This is a genomic window from Streptomyces sp. NPDC006476, assembly GCF_040612015.1.
GTDB classification, from domain to species: domain Bacteria; phylum Actinomycetota; class Actinomycetes; order Streptomycetales; family Streptomycetaceae; genus Streptomyces; species Streptomyces griseorubiginosus_B.
This window is the reverse complement of sequence record NZ_JBEXPK010000047.1, coordinates 12,457-26,257: the sequence shown is the minus strand read 5'-3', so window position 1 is coordinate 26,257 and position 13,801 is coordinate 12,457. Positions and strand designations below refer to the sequence as shown.

The window sequence follows — 13,801 nt, the reverse complement described above, 5'->3', positions numbered from 1 at the left end:
CGCAGAATCGGAATCATGGATCTGCCCGTGATGCCGCCCGTGAAGCCGATGCTCGCCAAGTCGGTGGCGAAGATCCCGCCGGGCATGCAGTACGAGGCCAAGTGGGACGGGTTCCGGGCGATCGTGTTCCGCGACGGCGACGAGGTCGAGCTCGGCAGCCGTACCGGCAAGCCGCTGACCAGGTACTTTCCGGAGCTGGTGGCGGCGCTGAAGGAGCGGGTGCCCCAGCGGTGCGTGCTGGACGGGGAGATCGTGATCGCCCGGGAGGGGCGGCTCGACTTCGACGCGCTGACCGAACGCATCCACCCGGCCGACTCCCGGGTGCGGATGCTCGCCGAGAAGACCCCGGCCTCCTTCGTCGCCTTCGACCTGCTGGCGCTGGCGGACGAGGCGCTGACGGGCGTGGAGCTGACCGAACGGCGGGCGCTGCTGACCCGGGCGCTGGCGGGGGTCACCGCGCCGGTCCATCTCGCGCCCGCGACGACCGACATCGACGTGGCGCGGGGCTGGTTCGAGGAGTACGAGGGCGCCGGACTGGACGGTGTCATCGCCAAGCCGCTCACCCTGCGCTACCGCCAGGACGAGCGGGTGATGTTCAAGATCAAGCACGAGCGCACCGCGGACGTCGTCGTCGCGGGCTACCGCTTCCACAAGAGCGGCCCGGTCGTCGGCTCACTGCTGCTCGGGCTGTACGACGACGGGGGCCGGCTGCAGCATGTGGGCGTGTCGGCCGCGTTCGCCATGAAGCGGCGCGCCGAACTGGTCGAGGAGCTGGAGCCGCTGCGGATGGACGACGTGGCGGGGCACCCGTGGGCGGCCTGGTCGGACGAGGCGGCGCACGAGACGGCCCGGCTGCCGGGGGCGCCGAGCCGCTGGTCGGGCAAGAAGGACCTGTCGTGGGTGCCGCTGCGGCCGGAGCGGGTGGCCGAGGTGGCGTACGACCACATGGAGAACGGGGCGCGCTTCCGGCACACGGCCCGGTTCCGCCGCTGGCGGCCGGACCGTACGCCGGAGAGCTGCACCTACGCGCAGCTGGAGGAGCCGGTGCGCTATGACCTGGACGAGATCCTCAGCTCCCCCGGCTGAGTCCGCTCCCATGGCTGAGTCACGGCGTCATCAGCACCTTGACGGCGCCGTCCTGCTTCTTCTGGAACATCTCGTACGCGTGCGGGGCGTCCGAGAGCGGCACCCGGTGGGTGGCGAAGTCGTCGACGCCGAGCTCGTCCTCGTCCGTGAGATACGGCATGATCTCGTCGCTCCAGCGGCGCACGTTGGCCTGCCCCATGCGCATCTGGATCTGCTTGTCGAAGAGGGTGAGCATCGGCATGGGGTCGGCCATGCCACCGTAGACACCGGTCAGGGAGATGGTGCCGCCGCGGCGGACCAGCTCGATCGCGGTGTAGAGGGCGGCGAGCCGGTCGACGCTGAAGCGTTCGGCGAACGGTCCGCTGATCTTGCGCGGCAGCATCGCCGAGGCCTGCTGGGCGAGCCGGGCGGCCGCGCTGCCGTGGGCCTCGGTGCCGACCGCGTCGATCACGGCGTCGGGGCCGCGGCCGTCGGTCTCGCCGCGGATCGCCTCGACGAGTTCCTTGTCGTTGTCGAACTGCCGGAGGTCGTACGTCTCCACGCCCCTGGCGCGGGCCCTGCGCAGTCGCTCGTTCACGCGGTCCACGCCGAACACCCGTCCGGCGCCGCGCACCCGGGCCACCCGGCAGGCCATGTCGCCGATCGGCCCGAGGCCGAGCACGGCGACGCTGCCGCCCTCGGGGATGCTCGCGTACTCGACCGCCTGCCAGGCGGTGGGCAGCACGTCGGAGAGATAGACGAAGCGGTCGTCGGGCGGGCCCTCGGGGACCTTGATCGGCCCGAACTGGGCCTGCGGGACCCGCAGGTACTCGGCCTGGGCGCCCGGGACGGCGCCGTAGAGCCGGGTGTAGCCGAACAGCGCGGCACCCATGCCCTCGCTGGTGACCTGGGTGGTCTCGCACTGGGTGGGCAGCCCGGTCAGGCACATCCAGCAGTTGCCGCAGGCGATCTGGAACGGCACCACCACCTGGTCGCCTGCGGCCAGGTCCGGCACCCCGGGTCCGACCTCCTCGACGATGCCCATCGGTTCGTGTCCGAGGATGTCGCCCGGTGTCATGAACGGGGTGAGCACCTCGTACAGGTGCAGATCGGAGCCGCACAGACCGGAGGACGTGATGCGGATGATCGCGTCGGTCGGCTCCTGGATCTTCGGATCGGGCACGTCCTCGACCCGTACGTCACGTTTGCCCTGCCAGGTCACAGCCTTCATCGCGTGGGGCTCCCTCCGTCGCGTCGGAGTGTCCGGTGGCATGGACGGCCCGAGTACCCGGCCTCTCCCCGCCGAAGCGCCGCCCTGTGCGCCCATCGGGGTCGTTCGAAATCATTCGGGGTATTCAAACGCGCACAACCAGAACCGAGCGGGTATGGCCACCAATGAACCTATAAACGCACAATCACTGACACGGGATGTGGGGCCACAGTGGGCAGATCGCAACGGCGGGCGCGCGGACGACACGCCTCGATGACAGTGGCCCTGCTGGCCGCCACGGCAACCGCCGCGCTCGCGGCGGGCTGCTCGCCATCGCACCCCTCGGACGACGGCCGCGGCCGCACCAAGCCACCGAGCCCCACCCCGACCTCCCCGAGCCCGACCGAGAGCGCCACCAGCCACGGCCACGTCCTCGCCGTGAAGATCGACAACGCCCCCGACGCCCGTCCCCACACCGGGCTGCGGCAGGCCGACGTCGTCTACGTCGAGCAGGTCGAGGGCGGACTGAGCCGGCTGATGGCCGTGTACGCGAGCACCCTGCCGAAGGCCGTCGGCCCGGTGCGCAGCGCCCGCGAGTCCGATCTGGAACTGCTGCGCCAGTACGACCACCCCACGCTCGCCTTCTCCGGCGCGCAGCACAAGCTGCTGCCGCTGATCGCCAAGGCCCCACTGAAGGCCGAGCCGCCGGAGAAGGCGTCCGGCGCCTACTTCCGCGGCAGCGACCGGGCCGCACCGCACAACCTCTATCTGCGCCCGGCCCGACTGATGGGCACCGCCCCCGGCCCCGGCGCGCTGACGAACGGCTTCCGCTACGGCCCCGCACCCGACGGCGGACGAGCGGACACCTCACTCACCGTGCGCTATCCCGCCGCCCGCTTCACCTTCACCTGGTCCGCGAGCCGCCACGGCTGGCTGGTCGCGATGGACGGAACGCCCAGCAGGACGACCGACGGGCAGCCGGTGGCCCCGGCGACGGTCGTCGTGCAGTACGTGACGATGCGCAAGTCCCGCTTCCACGACTTCCTCGGCAACAACACGCCCTTCACCGACACGGTCGGCTCGGGCCGGGCGAAGGTGCTGCGCGACGGCAAGGCCTACGACGTCGACTGGAAGCGCGCCAAGGCCACGGACGGCACGGACTTCACGACGAACGACGGCAAGCCGGTCGACTTCGCCAAGGGCCAGGTCTGGGTCGTCCTCGCGAAGGCATCCTGATCCGCGCGACGCGCTCAGCCCTGCGTCACCAGGGGCTCCGCGGGGTTGCGGAGCCCCTCGGCCGCGTCCGCGACCCGTTGGATCAGCTCGAAGAACACCGTCTGCTCGGCGGCCGACAGCGGGGCGAGGAAGACCTGGTTCATCCGGGCGGTGCGCACGGTCAGCTTGCGGTGGGTGCGCACCCCGTCCTCCGTCAGACGCAGCAGGAACCGGCGGCCGTCCCGCGGGTCGCGCACCTTGTCGAGCAGGCCGCGCCTGCCGAGCCGGCTGATCACCTCGGCGATCGTGGACCGGTCGAGTCCCACCCGCTCCCCCACCGTGCGCTGGTCCAGGCCCGGCTCGGCGACCAGCGCGTTGAGGACCGCGAACTGGGGCGAGGTGATCTCCTCCGAGACCATCGTGTTCCACAGCAGGTAGTGGGCCTGCTGCAGGCGCCGGGCGAGATGCCCGGGGTGGGTGGCGAGGTCCACCGCTGCCATGTGCGCTCCCCCCGTCGAATTCGTTGGTGCACTGAACGATACCCGGTGGCCAATCCTCTGTCTTCAGCCTGCGCTCCCCTGTTTGACCTTGTTGTTCTGCGAGGTCTTGACGTCGGACGGCTCGGGTGGCAGCGTGAAGGAAACTTCACCAAAATACTCAGTGCCCTGATTAATTACCGGGGAATCCGCCATGACTCTCACCCAGCACGACATCGACCAGGAGATCGCGGCCGAGCACGCCGCGTACGAGAAGCGGGTCGCCGACGGCGCCCCCGTCGAGCACCACCCGCGCCGCGACTACGCGCCGTACCGCTCCTCGCTGCTGCGCCACCCCAAGCAGCCGCTGGTCGCCATCGACGTCAGCAAGGACCCGGAGCTGGTGGAGCTGCACTCCCCCGCCTTCGGCGAGCGGGACCTCGGCGCCATCGACAACGACCTCACCCGGCAGCACACGGGTGAGCCGGTCGGCGAGCGCATCACGGTCTCGGGCCGGCTGCTGGACCGGGCCGGGAAGCCCGTGCGCGGCCAGCTCATCGAGATCTGGCAGGCCAACTCGGCCGGCCGCTACGCCCATCAGCGCGAGCAGCACGATGCCCCGCTGGACCCGAACTTCACCGGTGTCGGCCGTACGATCACGGACGCCGAGGGCCGCTACCACTTCACCACCGTCCAGCCCGGCCCCTACCCCTGGCGCAACCACCTCAACGCCTGGCGGCCGGCCCACATCCATTTCTCCATGTTCGGCACGGCGTTCACCCAGCGGCTGGTGACGCAGATGTACTTCCCGGCCGACCCGCTCTTCCCGTACGACCCGATCATCCAGTCGGTGACGGACGACGCGGCGCGGCAGCGGCTCGTCGCCACCTACGACCACGACCTGTCCGTGCCGGAGTTCTCGATGGGCTACCACTGGGACATCGTGCTGGACGGGCCGAACGCCACCTGGCTCGAGGAAGGGCGCTGACCTGCCATGACGAAGATCGACACCAGCAGGCCGGAGAGCGTGCTGCCCACCCCCTCGCACACCGTGGGCCCCTTCTACGGATACGCGCTGCCCTTCCGCGGCGGCGAGGAGATCGCGCCCGTCGGACACCCGGACACCGTCACCGTCCACGGGTACGTCCTGGACGGCGAGGGCGAGCCGCTGCCCGACGCCTTCGTGGAGCTGTGGGGCGCGGACCCCAACGGCAACGTGCCGACCACCGACGGCTCGATCCGCCGCGACCCGGCGACCGGCGGCTATCTGGGCCGCAACGGCGTGGAGTTCACCGGGTGGGGGCGCATCCAGACCGACGCGAACGGCCACTGGTACGCGCGCACCCTGCGACCGGGCGCCCGTGGGCGCAGCGCCCCGTACATCAGCGTGTGCGTGTTCGCGCGCGGGCTGCTGGTGCACCTGTTCACGCGGATCTACCTGCCGGGCGACGCGACGGCCCTCGCGGCCGACCCGCTGCTGGCACAGCTGGACGGTGCGCGACGCGACACGCTGATCGCGCGGGACGAGGCCAACGGGACCTACCGTTTCGACATCCGCCTTCAGGGCGAAGGCGAGACGGTCTTCCTGGAGTTCACGTGACCTCTGTCGATCCCGACGACACGGGCCTGCTCGCCCCCGGGTGGGCGGGCTCCCCGGCCGCCTCCGCGACCTCCGACACGGCCTTCCTCCAGGCCCTCCTCGACGCGGAGGCGGCCCTCACCCGCGCCCAGGCGGCGCTGGATCTCGCCCCGCACGAGGCATCGGCGGCGGTGACCGAGGTGGCCGACGCCGGCCGCTTCGACGTGCGCTCCCTCGCCGGGCGCGCCCGCTCCGGCGGCAACCCGGTCATCCCCCTGGTCGCCGACCTGACGAAGGCCGTGGGCGAGGAGCACGGCCCCCACGTCCACCGGGGCGCGACCAGCCAGGACATCATGGACACGGCGTTGATGCTGGTCGCCGTGCGCACCCTGGACCTCGTGCTCGCCGACCTCGCCCGCACCGAGGAAGCCCTGGCCCGGCTCGCGGCCGAGCACCGCGACACCGCGCTGCCGGGACGCACGCTCACCCAGCACGCCGTACCGACGACGTTCGGGCTGAAGGCGGCCGGCTGGCGGTCACTGGTGCTCGACGCACGGGACCGCGTCCGGACGGTACGGGACGGCCTGCCCGCCCAACTCGGCGGCGCGGCCGGGACCCTGGCCGCCTTCACCGCCTACGGCGCCGAGGACACCCGGGTGCTGACGGCCGCCTTCGCCCGCGAACTCGGCCTGCGGGAACCCCTTCTGCCCTGGCACACCCTGCGCACCCCGATCGCCGACCTCGCCGGCTGTCTGGCCTTCACGACCGGGGCGCTGGGCAAGATCGCGGCGGATGTGCTCGTCCTCGGCCGCACCGAGATCGCCGAGGTAGCGGAGGGCAGCGGCGGCGGCTCGTCGGCCATGCCGCACAAGGCCAACCCCGTGCGCTCCACGCTGATCGCGGCCGCCGCGCGACGGGCGCCCCTGCTCGCGGCCACGCTCTACGCTTCGATGGCCGCCGAGGACGAGCGGCCCGCCGGTGCCTGGCACGCCGAGTGGGAGCCGCTGCGCGACCTGCTGCGGCTGGTCGGCGGGGCCGCCCGGGACGCTGCCGAACTTGTCGAGGGGCTGCGGGTGAACGCCGACGCGATGCGTGAACACCTGGGCCTCACCCACGGGTTGATCGTCTCGGAGCGGCTGTCCGCCGAGCTGGCGCCGGTGCTGGGCCGCGCCCGCGCCAAGTCCCTGTTGACGGAAGCCGCCCGGCGGGCCTACGCGGAGGGCCGGCCCCTGGCCGAACTCCTGGCCGAAGTACCCGAGTTGAAGGACGTCGACCTCACCGAGTCCACCGACCCCGCCCGCTACACCGGCTCCGCCGGAGACCTCACCGACCGTGCACTGGAGCGACGTTGACCGAGAAACTCCTCAATCACCGCACGGAGGGCGCCGCTTCCGCGCCCGCGCTGCTGCTCGGGCCCTCGCTCGGGACGTCGTACGCCCTGTGGGACGGTGTGGCGCCCGAGCTGTCCGTCAGCCACCGGGTGGTGCGCTGGGACCTGCCCGGGCACGGCGGTTCCGCGCCCGGGCTGATCGGTCCCGGCGCCACCGTCGGTGACCTCGCCGACCTGGTGCTGGCGCTCGCCGACTCGCTCGGCCTCGAACGGTTCGCCTACGCCGGTGTGTCGCTGGGCGGAGCCGTCGGCCTGCATCTCGCCGTGCACCATCCGCAGCGGCTGTCGTCGCTTGCGGTGATCTGCTCCTCCGCCCACTTCAACGGCGCGGGGCCGTGGCAGGAGCGGGCCGAGCGGGTACGGCGGGAAGGACTGGAGTGGCTCGTGGAGAGCGCTCCGGAGCGCTGGTTCACATCCGGTTTCACCGTTCCCGAACTCGTGCGGGACCAGGGGGCCGCCGACCCCGGAGCGTACGCGGCCTGCTGTGACGCGCTGGCCGCCTTCGACCTGCGCGAACGGCTCGCCGACATCTCCGTGCCCACCCTGCTGATCGCCGGACGTGAGGACCGGGCGACCCCGCCGCCGCATCTGCGGGAGATCGCGGACGCCGTGTCCGGCTCCACCCTCGTCGAACTGCCTGGCGCCGGGCACCTCGCCCCCGCCCAGTGCCCCCGGGCCGTGCTGACGGCGCTGCGGGCCCACCTCGGCGGGGGCGCCGGTCGTGGCATGGAGGTACGGCGGCAGGTGCTCGGGGACGCGCACGTGGACCGGGCGCAGGCCCGCCAGACGCCCTTCACCGCCCGCTTCCAGGACTTCATCTCCCGCTACGCCTGGGGCGAGATCTGGACCGACCCCACCCTCTCGCGCCGCGAGCGCAGCATGATCACGCTGACCGCGCTGGTCGCGCACGGCCACTACGACGAGCTCGCCATGCATGTCCGGGCGGCCCGGCGCAACGGGCTCACGCCCGAGGAGATCGGCGCGGTGCTGCTGCAGACGGCGGTGTACTGCGGGGTGCCCGCGGCGAACTCCGCCTTCGCGACGGCCCAGCGGGTGCTGGCCGAGGAGGACGAAGACCAAGGGTGACCCTGCTGGTCGTAGCTCCAGCAGCACCTCGCACATGCCCCCGCCGCGTGCCTACGGTGGGGGCATGTCCACGATTCTCATCACCGGTGCCACCTCCGGTCTCGGCCGGTACGTCGCCTTCGAGCTGGTCCGCTCGGGCCATGTCGTCCTCGCGCACGGCCGCGATCCGGACCGTACGGAGCGGCTGGTGGAGGAGCTGCGCACGGAGGGGGACGCCGAGGGCTTCGTCGCCGACCTCGCCTCGCTCGCGCAGGTCCGCGAGCTGGGGGCGCACGTGGCCGACGCGCACCCCGACCTGGACGTCCTGATCAACAACGCGGGCGTGGGCGCGGGCGCCCCCGGCACGGGCCGCGAGCTGAGCGTCGACGGGCACGAACTGCGGCTGGCGGTCAACTACTTGGCGCCCGTCGTCCTCACCCGGGCCCTGCTGCCGGTGCTGCGTGCGAACACGCCCGCGCGGATCGTCAACGTCGGCTCGGTGGGCCAGGAACCGGTCGACTTCGACGACATCGAGTTCCGGCGCGGCTACGCCGGCTTCGCCGCGTACTGCCGCGCCAAGTTCGCCCTGGCCGCGTACACCTTCGCCCTGGCCGAGGAGCTGGCGGGCTCCGGGGTCGCGGTGAACGTGCTGCATCCGGCGACCTTCATGGACACGGCCATGGTCCGCGAGGGCGGCATCGCCCCCTGGAACACGGTCGCCGACGGCGCCCCGGGCGTCCTGTCCCTGGCCACTGAGGACCGGGGCACGGGCGGCTACTTCGACGGCACGACCCCGTCGCGGGCGCACGAGTCGACGTACGACCGGGAGCTGCACAAGCGTCTGTCGGCGGTCACGGACCAACTGCTGGCGCTGTGACCTACCGGACCGCGTGCCCCGACTCCAGCGCCTGACGCGCCTGCGCCACCAGGCCGTCCGCCCCGCACGAACGGGCCAGCGCCAGACCCCGTTCGAGGTCGGCGTCCTGCCGCGCGGCGATGCCGTACTCGATCCGGGCCGCCGCGTGCTCGTACTGGCACGGTGAGGCCTCCAGGTAGGCCACGGCCTGGGCGGCCAGCCGGACCGCGCGCTGTCCGCTCTCCAGCGCCGCGGCACACCGCAGGGCCTCACCGATCGCCGTGTCCGTGCCGAACCGCTCGGCCTGCCACCGGGCGTCCGCGGCGAGCCGGGCGGCCCGGTCCGGGTCCTTCGTGGCGAGGGCGCGCGCCAGGTCCAGCGCCCAGGGCACGATGACCGGGTTGTGCTGGCCCCGGGCGGCCGCCGCCTTCTGCGCCGCCTCCAGTTCGTCGATGCCCTCCTCGGTCCGGCCGACGGCGAGCAGCAGACGGCCCCGCACGGACCGTGAGTCCGGCATGGCGATCGTGGACGGGTACGGCGGCGCGAACCCGTACTGCTCGGCGATCTCCCACGCCTGCTCGACGTGTCCGCGGGCGAGCAGGGTGTCGACGAGGTTGCAGGTGGCGTTCCAGTACAACGGCAGCCCGCGGCCCACCCGTTCGGCGAGCCGCAGCGACTCGCGCAGGGATGCCTCCGCCTCGCGCAGGCGGCCGCGCCGCCGGTGGCCGAGGCCCACGCAGGCGTGCGCCAGGGCGAGGTGGCCGCCGCTCCAGCCGGCCGACTCGTAGGCGTGCAGGGCCTCGTTGTAGAGGCTGTCGGCGCGGTCGAGACGGTCGGTGAAGGCGTAGCAGTTGCCGAGCATCAGCAGCAGTTCGAAGCCCCACTCGGTGTCGGTCCAGCCGAGACCCGGCGCGAGCCGGCCGTTGACCAGGGAGCGGTCGCAGAACTCGACGACCTCCTCGGCGCTCTGACCCTGGATCAGGGCGTCGAAGCCGCGCAGCATCAGCAGGGCGCGCTCGGAGTTGTCGCGGCCGGCGCAGGTGCGGGCGAGTGCCGCCAGGCGCTCGGAGCGGTCCGGGGAGATGGCCTCGCCGACGTAGATGGCCTCCCACATGAAGTGCACGGCCTGCAGCCGTCGTTTGGCGGGCCCCTCCTCGTGCCGGGCTGCCTCCGCCTCGGCGGTGCGGACGGCCTCCTCCAACTGGTCGTTGTGCATGAGCGCCTGGGAGAGCCGGAAGACGGCGTCCACCCGCTCGTCGCCCTGGAGTCCGGGCATGGCGAGCGCGTTGCGGAGGTGGTCGATGGTGGTGGCGGGCGGCGCCGTGAGGAGGGTGGCGCAGCCGAGTTCGTAGAGCACGTGCGCGTGGACGTCCGGGGTGGGCGGTTCCAGCAGGGCGCGTTCCAGGCAGTGGCGGGCCGCGTCGGGGGCGCCGACGGCGAGGTGCTCGCGGGCTGCCTCGCGCAGTTGCGCGACGAGTTCCTCGTCGTCGTCCGGGTGGACCCGCAGCAGATGCCGGGAGGCCATGGCGGCGCCGAGCCCGGAGTCGCTGACGACCTGGGCGGCGATGCCGTGCATGGCGGTGCGCAGGGCGTCCGGGATGGAGTTGTAGACGGCGGAGGCGATCAGCGGGTGGACGAACTCCAGCTCCCCGCCGCCCCCTTGGGCGCCGGCGGGGTCGGGCGCGGTGAGGATGCGGGCGCCCTGCAGCAGTAGGGCGCAGCGCGCGGCGTCGTCGTGGTTCATGGTGGCGAGCCGGGCGACCAGGTCGACGGTGATGCCGGTGCCGAGGATGGCGGCCGCCCAGGCGAACCGGGTGGCGTCGATGCCCAGTTCCTCCAGGCGGGCGACCAGGCCGCCACCGCGGGCCGAGCGGTTGAGCGCGCGCAGTTCGGCGGCGCCGGTCTCGGTCGGCTCCAGCTCGCTGTCGCGGACCTTGGCGAGGAGTTCGACGGTCTCGTACGGGTTGCCGCCGGTGACGGCCCACACCTCGCGGCAGAACGGGGCGTCGGCGTGCGCGCCGAGGGTGGCGCGGGTGAGGCCCGCGGTGGCCTCGGGGGTGAGGGCGTTCAGTACGGCGGCGGGGCTGGCCGCGGCGGCGACGGCCTCCAGGTGGCAGGCGCTCTCACCGCTGACGTCGGCGGGCCGGTGGGCGACGACGACCAGCACCGACAGGTCCTCCAGGCGCTCGGCGAACGCGGCGAGCCAGCGCAGGGTCTCCTGGTCGGCCCAGTGCGCGTCGTCGATCAGCAGCACCAACGGCCAGTCCCGCCGGGCCAGTCGGCGGACGGCGGTGCCCAGGCCGTCGTAGACGCCCTGCGGGTCGGCCTGGCGCTCCCCCGGTTCGGTGATGCCGAGGGCGGGGCCCGCGACGTCGTACCAGTCGCCGAGGTACTCGCGGGCCTCCTCGGGCATCAGCGAGATCAGCGCGGGCTGTAACAGCTGGCGCACCACGTTGAAGGGGACGGACCTGAGGGTCTCGGTGCCGCGGGCCGACCAGACGGCGCAGCCGCGCTGTTCGGCGATGCGCCGGGTCTCGGCCAGCAGCCTGGTCTTGCCCAGGCCCGCCTCGCCCCGGATCACCAGCAGGCCGCCCGGGGAGGAACGGTCGGCGCACAGGGTGTCCACCGCCTGTTCGACGGCGGCGATCTCCTCTTCGCGCTCCCACAGGGAGGCCGAGGCGGCCTCCCTGGGCCGTGCCTCCGTCATTCCGCTACCTCCCCAAGTCGCCCGAACGACGTACCGAGGTCGAGCGTAGCCGTCGCCATGGGCGGGCGGAGCCCGGTCGGGCCACCTGTTCCCGTGAGGGGTGACACCGGTCGCCTCGGGTCGACGCACCAGGGCTGTGACCTGCCGTCGGCGAGCCTGACGAGGGGGCGGCGGGGCGAAGGCCGGATCCTCTCATCCCGCTTTCACCGACGCCTCATACGGTGGGGGCATGACGCAGGTGACTCCTCCCGGGTGGTATCCCGATCCGGGGCAGACGAGTGAGGGTCCCGCCGCCGAGCGCTGGTGGGACGGCAAGGCATGGACGGACCGGACCCGACCCGTGGGCTCGGCCGCCGTATGGGGTCCCCCGGCGCAGTCGCCGACGGCCGGGGCGGATCCGGCGTACGCGGCGTATCCCGCCTATCCGGCGTACCCCGCGCACCCGCCGGCCGCCCCGAAGCGCGGTCTGCGCACGGGTATAGCCGTCGCCGTGGCCGCGGCTGTGCTCGCCAGTATCGGGGTGGGCGTGTGGGCGCTGACCGACAACGGCGGCTCGAACGGCAACGCCGGCTCCCAGCAGGGTCAGGGCGGATTCGGCGGTCAGGGCGGCACGGGCGGCGGTCAGGGCGGTCCGTTCGGCGGAAATGGCGGCGGCTCCGGAGGTTCGGGCGGCTCGGGTGGTTCGGGCGGCGGGGACGGCGGTCAGTCGCCCGCGCCCGGGCAGTCGGAGGCGCCGAAGATCACCAGTGGTTCGGTGGCCGACCCGATCAGCGGGATCAGCCTGCCCATTCCGGACGGCTGGTACGGGCAGCAGATCCAGGTGGGCGCCTCGGTCACGTCCGACGCGTCCTACAAGTGCCCGGGCGACACCTCCCAGACCTGCACGAAGGGCGGTGCGTACTCGGCACCGGCCTCCGTGCTCAAGACGGCCGGCAGCACGGCCGAGGCGGTGGCGAAGGCCGACATCGCGGCGAACGCCAAGGAGTCCTACGGCGGCACCACCTACGGCTCCATCACCTCGCACGACGTGCTCGAGTCCAAGGCCGTGACCGTGGCCGGGCAGAAGGGCTATCTGGTCCGCTGGAAGGCGGTCACCAGCAAGGGAGCCGACGGCTACGTCGAGTCGCTCGCCTTCCCGTCGCCCGCGAACCCCTCGGAGATCGTCGTGGTCCGCTTCGGCGTCGACGTCGGCCAGAAGGAGTCCGTCATCGACGACATCACCCAGGGCATCAAGGTGTCCACCGGCGGCGGGGACGGCCACAACGTCTGACCCCGGCCCCCGGGCCCGGACAACGGTCGGCCGGGCGGGGCTCCCCTCCGCTCAAGGAGGAGCCCCACCCGGCCGGGGGGTGCGCGCCGCCCCCGTCCCCACGGTGCGGCGCGGCCAGGCCACCGTCCAGTCATCCCGTGGACGGCGGCCTGCGTCTCAGGTCAGGCCCAGGGCCGGCAGCACGGCGGCCTCGACGAAGCAGACCAGGTAGTCGGGGTCGGCGTACCCGTCGCCCAGGATCGGGCGGACCCGCACGATGCCGAACATCTGGGCGGGGATGTACTCGAGGGCCGGGTTGTCGGCGGACACCTCGCCGCGCTCGACCCCGCGCCGCAGCAGCTCCCGCAACGCCTCGATCTCCGGAAAGACCAGCGCCTCCCGCAGCGCCCGGGCCAGCTCCTCGTCCTGGGTGACGGCGTGCCCGAGGGCCTGCAGCAGCTTGGTGTCCGTGTTGGACCAGCGCCCGATCGCGCGGGCGGCCTCGCGCAGGTCCTCCGCGAGCGACCCGGTGTCGATGCCGCCGAGGCGCTTGCTGCGCCGGGAGCGCAGGGCGGCCACCACGAACTGGGGCTTGGTCTTCCACTGCCGGTAGAGCGTGGACTTGCTGCACCGCGTGCTGGCGGCCACGCCCTCCATGGTCACGGCCTCGTACCCGCACTCGCGGATCTGCTCGAGCACGGCGTCGAAGAACTCCTGCTCACGCTCCGGCGTGATCTTGGAGCGGCGCGAGGCGACCGTCTCCGGCCCGTCCGCGGCCTGCGACGTCATGTGCCCTTCTCCTTCGTCTCAAGCGGTGTGCCGAGTCCGGCTCTCGAGCGATTCCTTATCCCGGCTTTATTCCCGGGATCCAGTGTGGCGTTCCTCAATCGATACGCCAGTGTACCGGAACGCCTCGGTATCGGTACACTCCCGTATCGGAACGCTTTCGTTTCGGCACGGACGCGTACCGATGAGTTCGGGCCACCACA

At 72.6% G+C, this 13,801-nt stretch carries 12 protein-coding genes; 8 read left to right on the top strand and 4 right to left on the bottom strand.

All coding sequences use genetic code 11. The features are described from left to right. Positions 1–15 precede the first annotated feature (15 nt). Positions 16–1,086 (top strand): ATP-dependent DNA ligase, encoded by a 1,071-nt coding sequence (locus ABZZ74_RS37325; protein ID WP_356772715.1) that lies wholly within the window; start codon positions 16–18, stop codon positions 1,084–1,086. Between the two features lie 19 nt (positions 1,087–1,105). Here ABZZ74_RS37325 and ABZZ74_RS37320 read toward each other — a convergent pair whose 3' ends face one another. Next, positions 1,106–2,296, bottom strand: coding sequence for a zinc-dependent alcohol dehydrogenase (locus tag ABZZ74_RS37320; RefSeq protein ID WP_356772713.1), 1,191 nt, complete (start codon positions 2,294–2,296; stop codon positions 1,106–1,108). A 252-nt stretch (positions 2,297–2,548) separates the two neighbouring features. Here ABZZ74_RS37320 and ABZZ74_RS37315 point away from each other — a divergent pair, with 252 nt between their 5' ends. Then, positions 2,549–3,511 (top strand): DUF3048 domain-containing protein, encoded by a 963-nt coding sequence (locus ABZZ74_RS37315; protein WP_356772711.1) that lies wholly within the window; start codon positions 2,549–2,551, stop codon positions 3,509–3,511. A gap of 14 nt (positions 3,512–3,525) precedes the next feature. On the opposite strand, the gene ABZZ74_RS37310 is transcribed toward ABZZ74_RS37315, so the two are convergent. Further along, positions 3,526–3,990, bottom strand: coding sequence for a MarR family transcriptional regulator (locus tag ABZZ74_RS37310; protein ID WP_356772709.1), 465 nt, complete (start codon positions 3,988–3,990; stop codon positions 3,526–3,528). Positions 3,991–4,180: 190 nt separating this feature from the next. Between ABZZ74_RS37310 and pcaH the strand changes: the two genes are divergently transcribed. From pcaH to ABZZ74_RS37285, 5 genes are all read left to right on the top strand, one after another. Beyond that, positions 4,181–4,954: a protocatechuate 3,4-dioxygenase subunit beta gene (gene pcaH, locus ABZZ74_RS37305; protein WP_356772707.1), complete on the top strand. Its 774-nt coding sequence runs from the start codon at positions 4,181–4,183 to the stop codon at positions 4,952–4,954. A 6-nt stretch (positions 4,955–4,960) separates the two neighbouring features. Continuing rightward, positions 4,961–5,566 carry a protocatechuate 3,4-dioxygenase subunit alpha gene (pcaG, locus tag ABZZ74_RS37300; protein WP_356772705.1) on the top strand — a complete coding sequence of 202 codons (606 nt, stop codon included), beginning with the start codon at positions 4,961–4,963 and terminating at the stop codon, positions 5,564–5,566. Next, a complete protein-coding gene (gene pcaB / locus ABZZ74_RS37295) occupies positions 5,563–6,897 on the top strand; it encodes a 3-carboxy-cis,cis-muconate cycloisomerase (protein ID WP_356772703.1) in 1,335 nt (444 codons plus the stop codon). Before pcaG ends, pcaB begins: the two co-directional genes overlap by 4 nt. Continuing rightward, positions 6,894–8,021, top strand: coding sequence for a 3-oxoadipate enol-lactonase (gene pcaD, locus ABZZ74_RS37290; RefSeq protein WP_356772701.1), 1,128 nt, complete (start codon positions 6,894–6,896; stop codon positions 8,019–8,021). Before pcaB ends, pcaD begins: the two co-directional genes overlap by 4 nt. A 64-nt stretch (positions 8,022–8,085) precedes the next feature. Continuing rightward, positions 8,086–8,877, top strand: coding sequence for an SDR family NAD(P)-dependent oxidoreductase (locus ABZZ74_RS37285; RefSeq protein WP_356772699.1), 792 nt, complete (start codon positions 8,086–8,088; stop codon positions 8,875–8,877). 1 nt (position 8,878) lies between these two features. Here the strand turns inward: ABZZ74_RS37285 and ABZZ74_RS37280 are convergent, their stop codons facing one another. Then, a complete protein-coding gene (locus ABZZ74_RS37280; RefSeq protein ID WP_356772697.1) occupies positions 8,879–11,563 on the bottom strand; it encodes an AAA family ATPase in 2,685 nt (894 codons plus the stop codon). 229 nt (positions 11,564–11,792) lie between these two features. Between ABZZ74_RS37280 and ABZZ74_RS37275 the strand changes: the two genes are divergently transcribed. After that, positions 11,793–12,833, top strand: coding sequence for a DUF2510 domain-containing protein (locus ABZZ74_RS37275; RefSeq protein ID WP_356772695.1), 1,041 nt, complete (start codon positions 11,793–11,795; stop codon positions 12,831–12,833). Positions 12,834–12,989: 156 nt separating this feature from the next. Here the strand turns inward: ABZZ74_RS37275 and ABZZ74_RS37270 are convergent, their stop codons facing one another. Beyond that, positions 12,990–13,601 (bottom strand): TetR/AcrR family transcriptional regulator, encoded by a 612-nt coding sequence (locus ABZZ74_RS37270; protein ID WP_208779789.1) that lies wholly within the window; start codon positions 13,599–13,601, stop codon positions 12,990–12,992. Positions 13,602–13,801 lie beyond the last annotated feature (200 nt).

Bases quoted from the DNA above. Each gene is read 5' to 3' on its own strand.
- ABZZ74_RS37280 (WP_356772697.1), bottom strand. From the start codon at position 11,563: ATGACGGAGGCACGGCCCAGGGAGGCCGCCTCGGCCTCCCTGTGGGAG.
- ABZZ74_RS37320 (WP_356772713.1), bottom strand. From the start codon at position 2,296: ATGAAGGCTGTGACCTGGCAGGGCAAACGTGACGTACGGGTCGAGGAC.
- ABZZ74_RS37310 (WP_356772709.1), bottom strand. From the start codon at position 3,990: ATGGCAGCGGTGGACCTCGCCACCCACCCCGGGCATCTCGCCCGGCGC.
- pcaG (WP_356772705.1), top strand. From the start codon at position 4,961: ATGACGAAGATCGACACCAGCAGGCCGGAGAGCGTGCTGCCCACCCCC.
- ABZZ74_RS37325 (WP_356772715.1), top strand. From the start codon at position 16: ATGGATCTGCCCGTGATGCCGCCCGTGAAGCCGATGCTCGCCAAGTCG.
- ABZZ74_RS37315 (WP_356772711.1), top strand. From the start codon at position 2,549: ATGACAGTGGCCCTGCTGGCCGCCACGGCAACCGCCGCGCTCGCGGCG.
- ABZZ74_RS37275 (WP_356772695.1), top strand. From the start codon at position 11,793: ATGACGCAGGTGACTCCTCCCGGGTGGTATCCCGATCCGGGGCAGACG.
- ABZZ74_RS37270 (WP_208779789.1), bottom strand. From the start codon at position 13,601: ATGACGTCGCAGGCCGCGGACGGGCCGGAGACGGTCGCCTCGCGCCGC.
- ABZZ74_RS37285 (WP_356772699.1), top strand. From the start codon at position 8,086: ATGTCCACGATTCTCATCACCGGTGCCACCTCCGGTCTCGGCCGGTAC.
- pcaH (WP_356772707.1), top strand. From the start codon at position 4,181: ATGACTCTCACCCAGCACGACATCGACCAGGAGATCGCGGCCGAGCAC.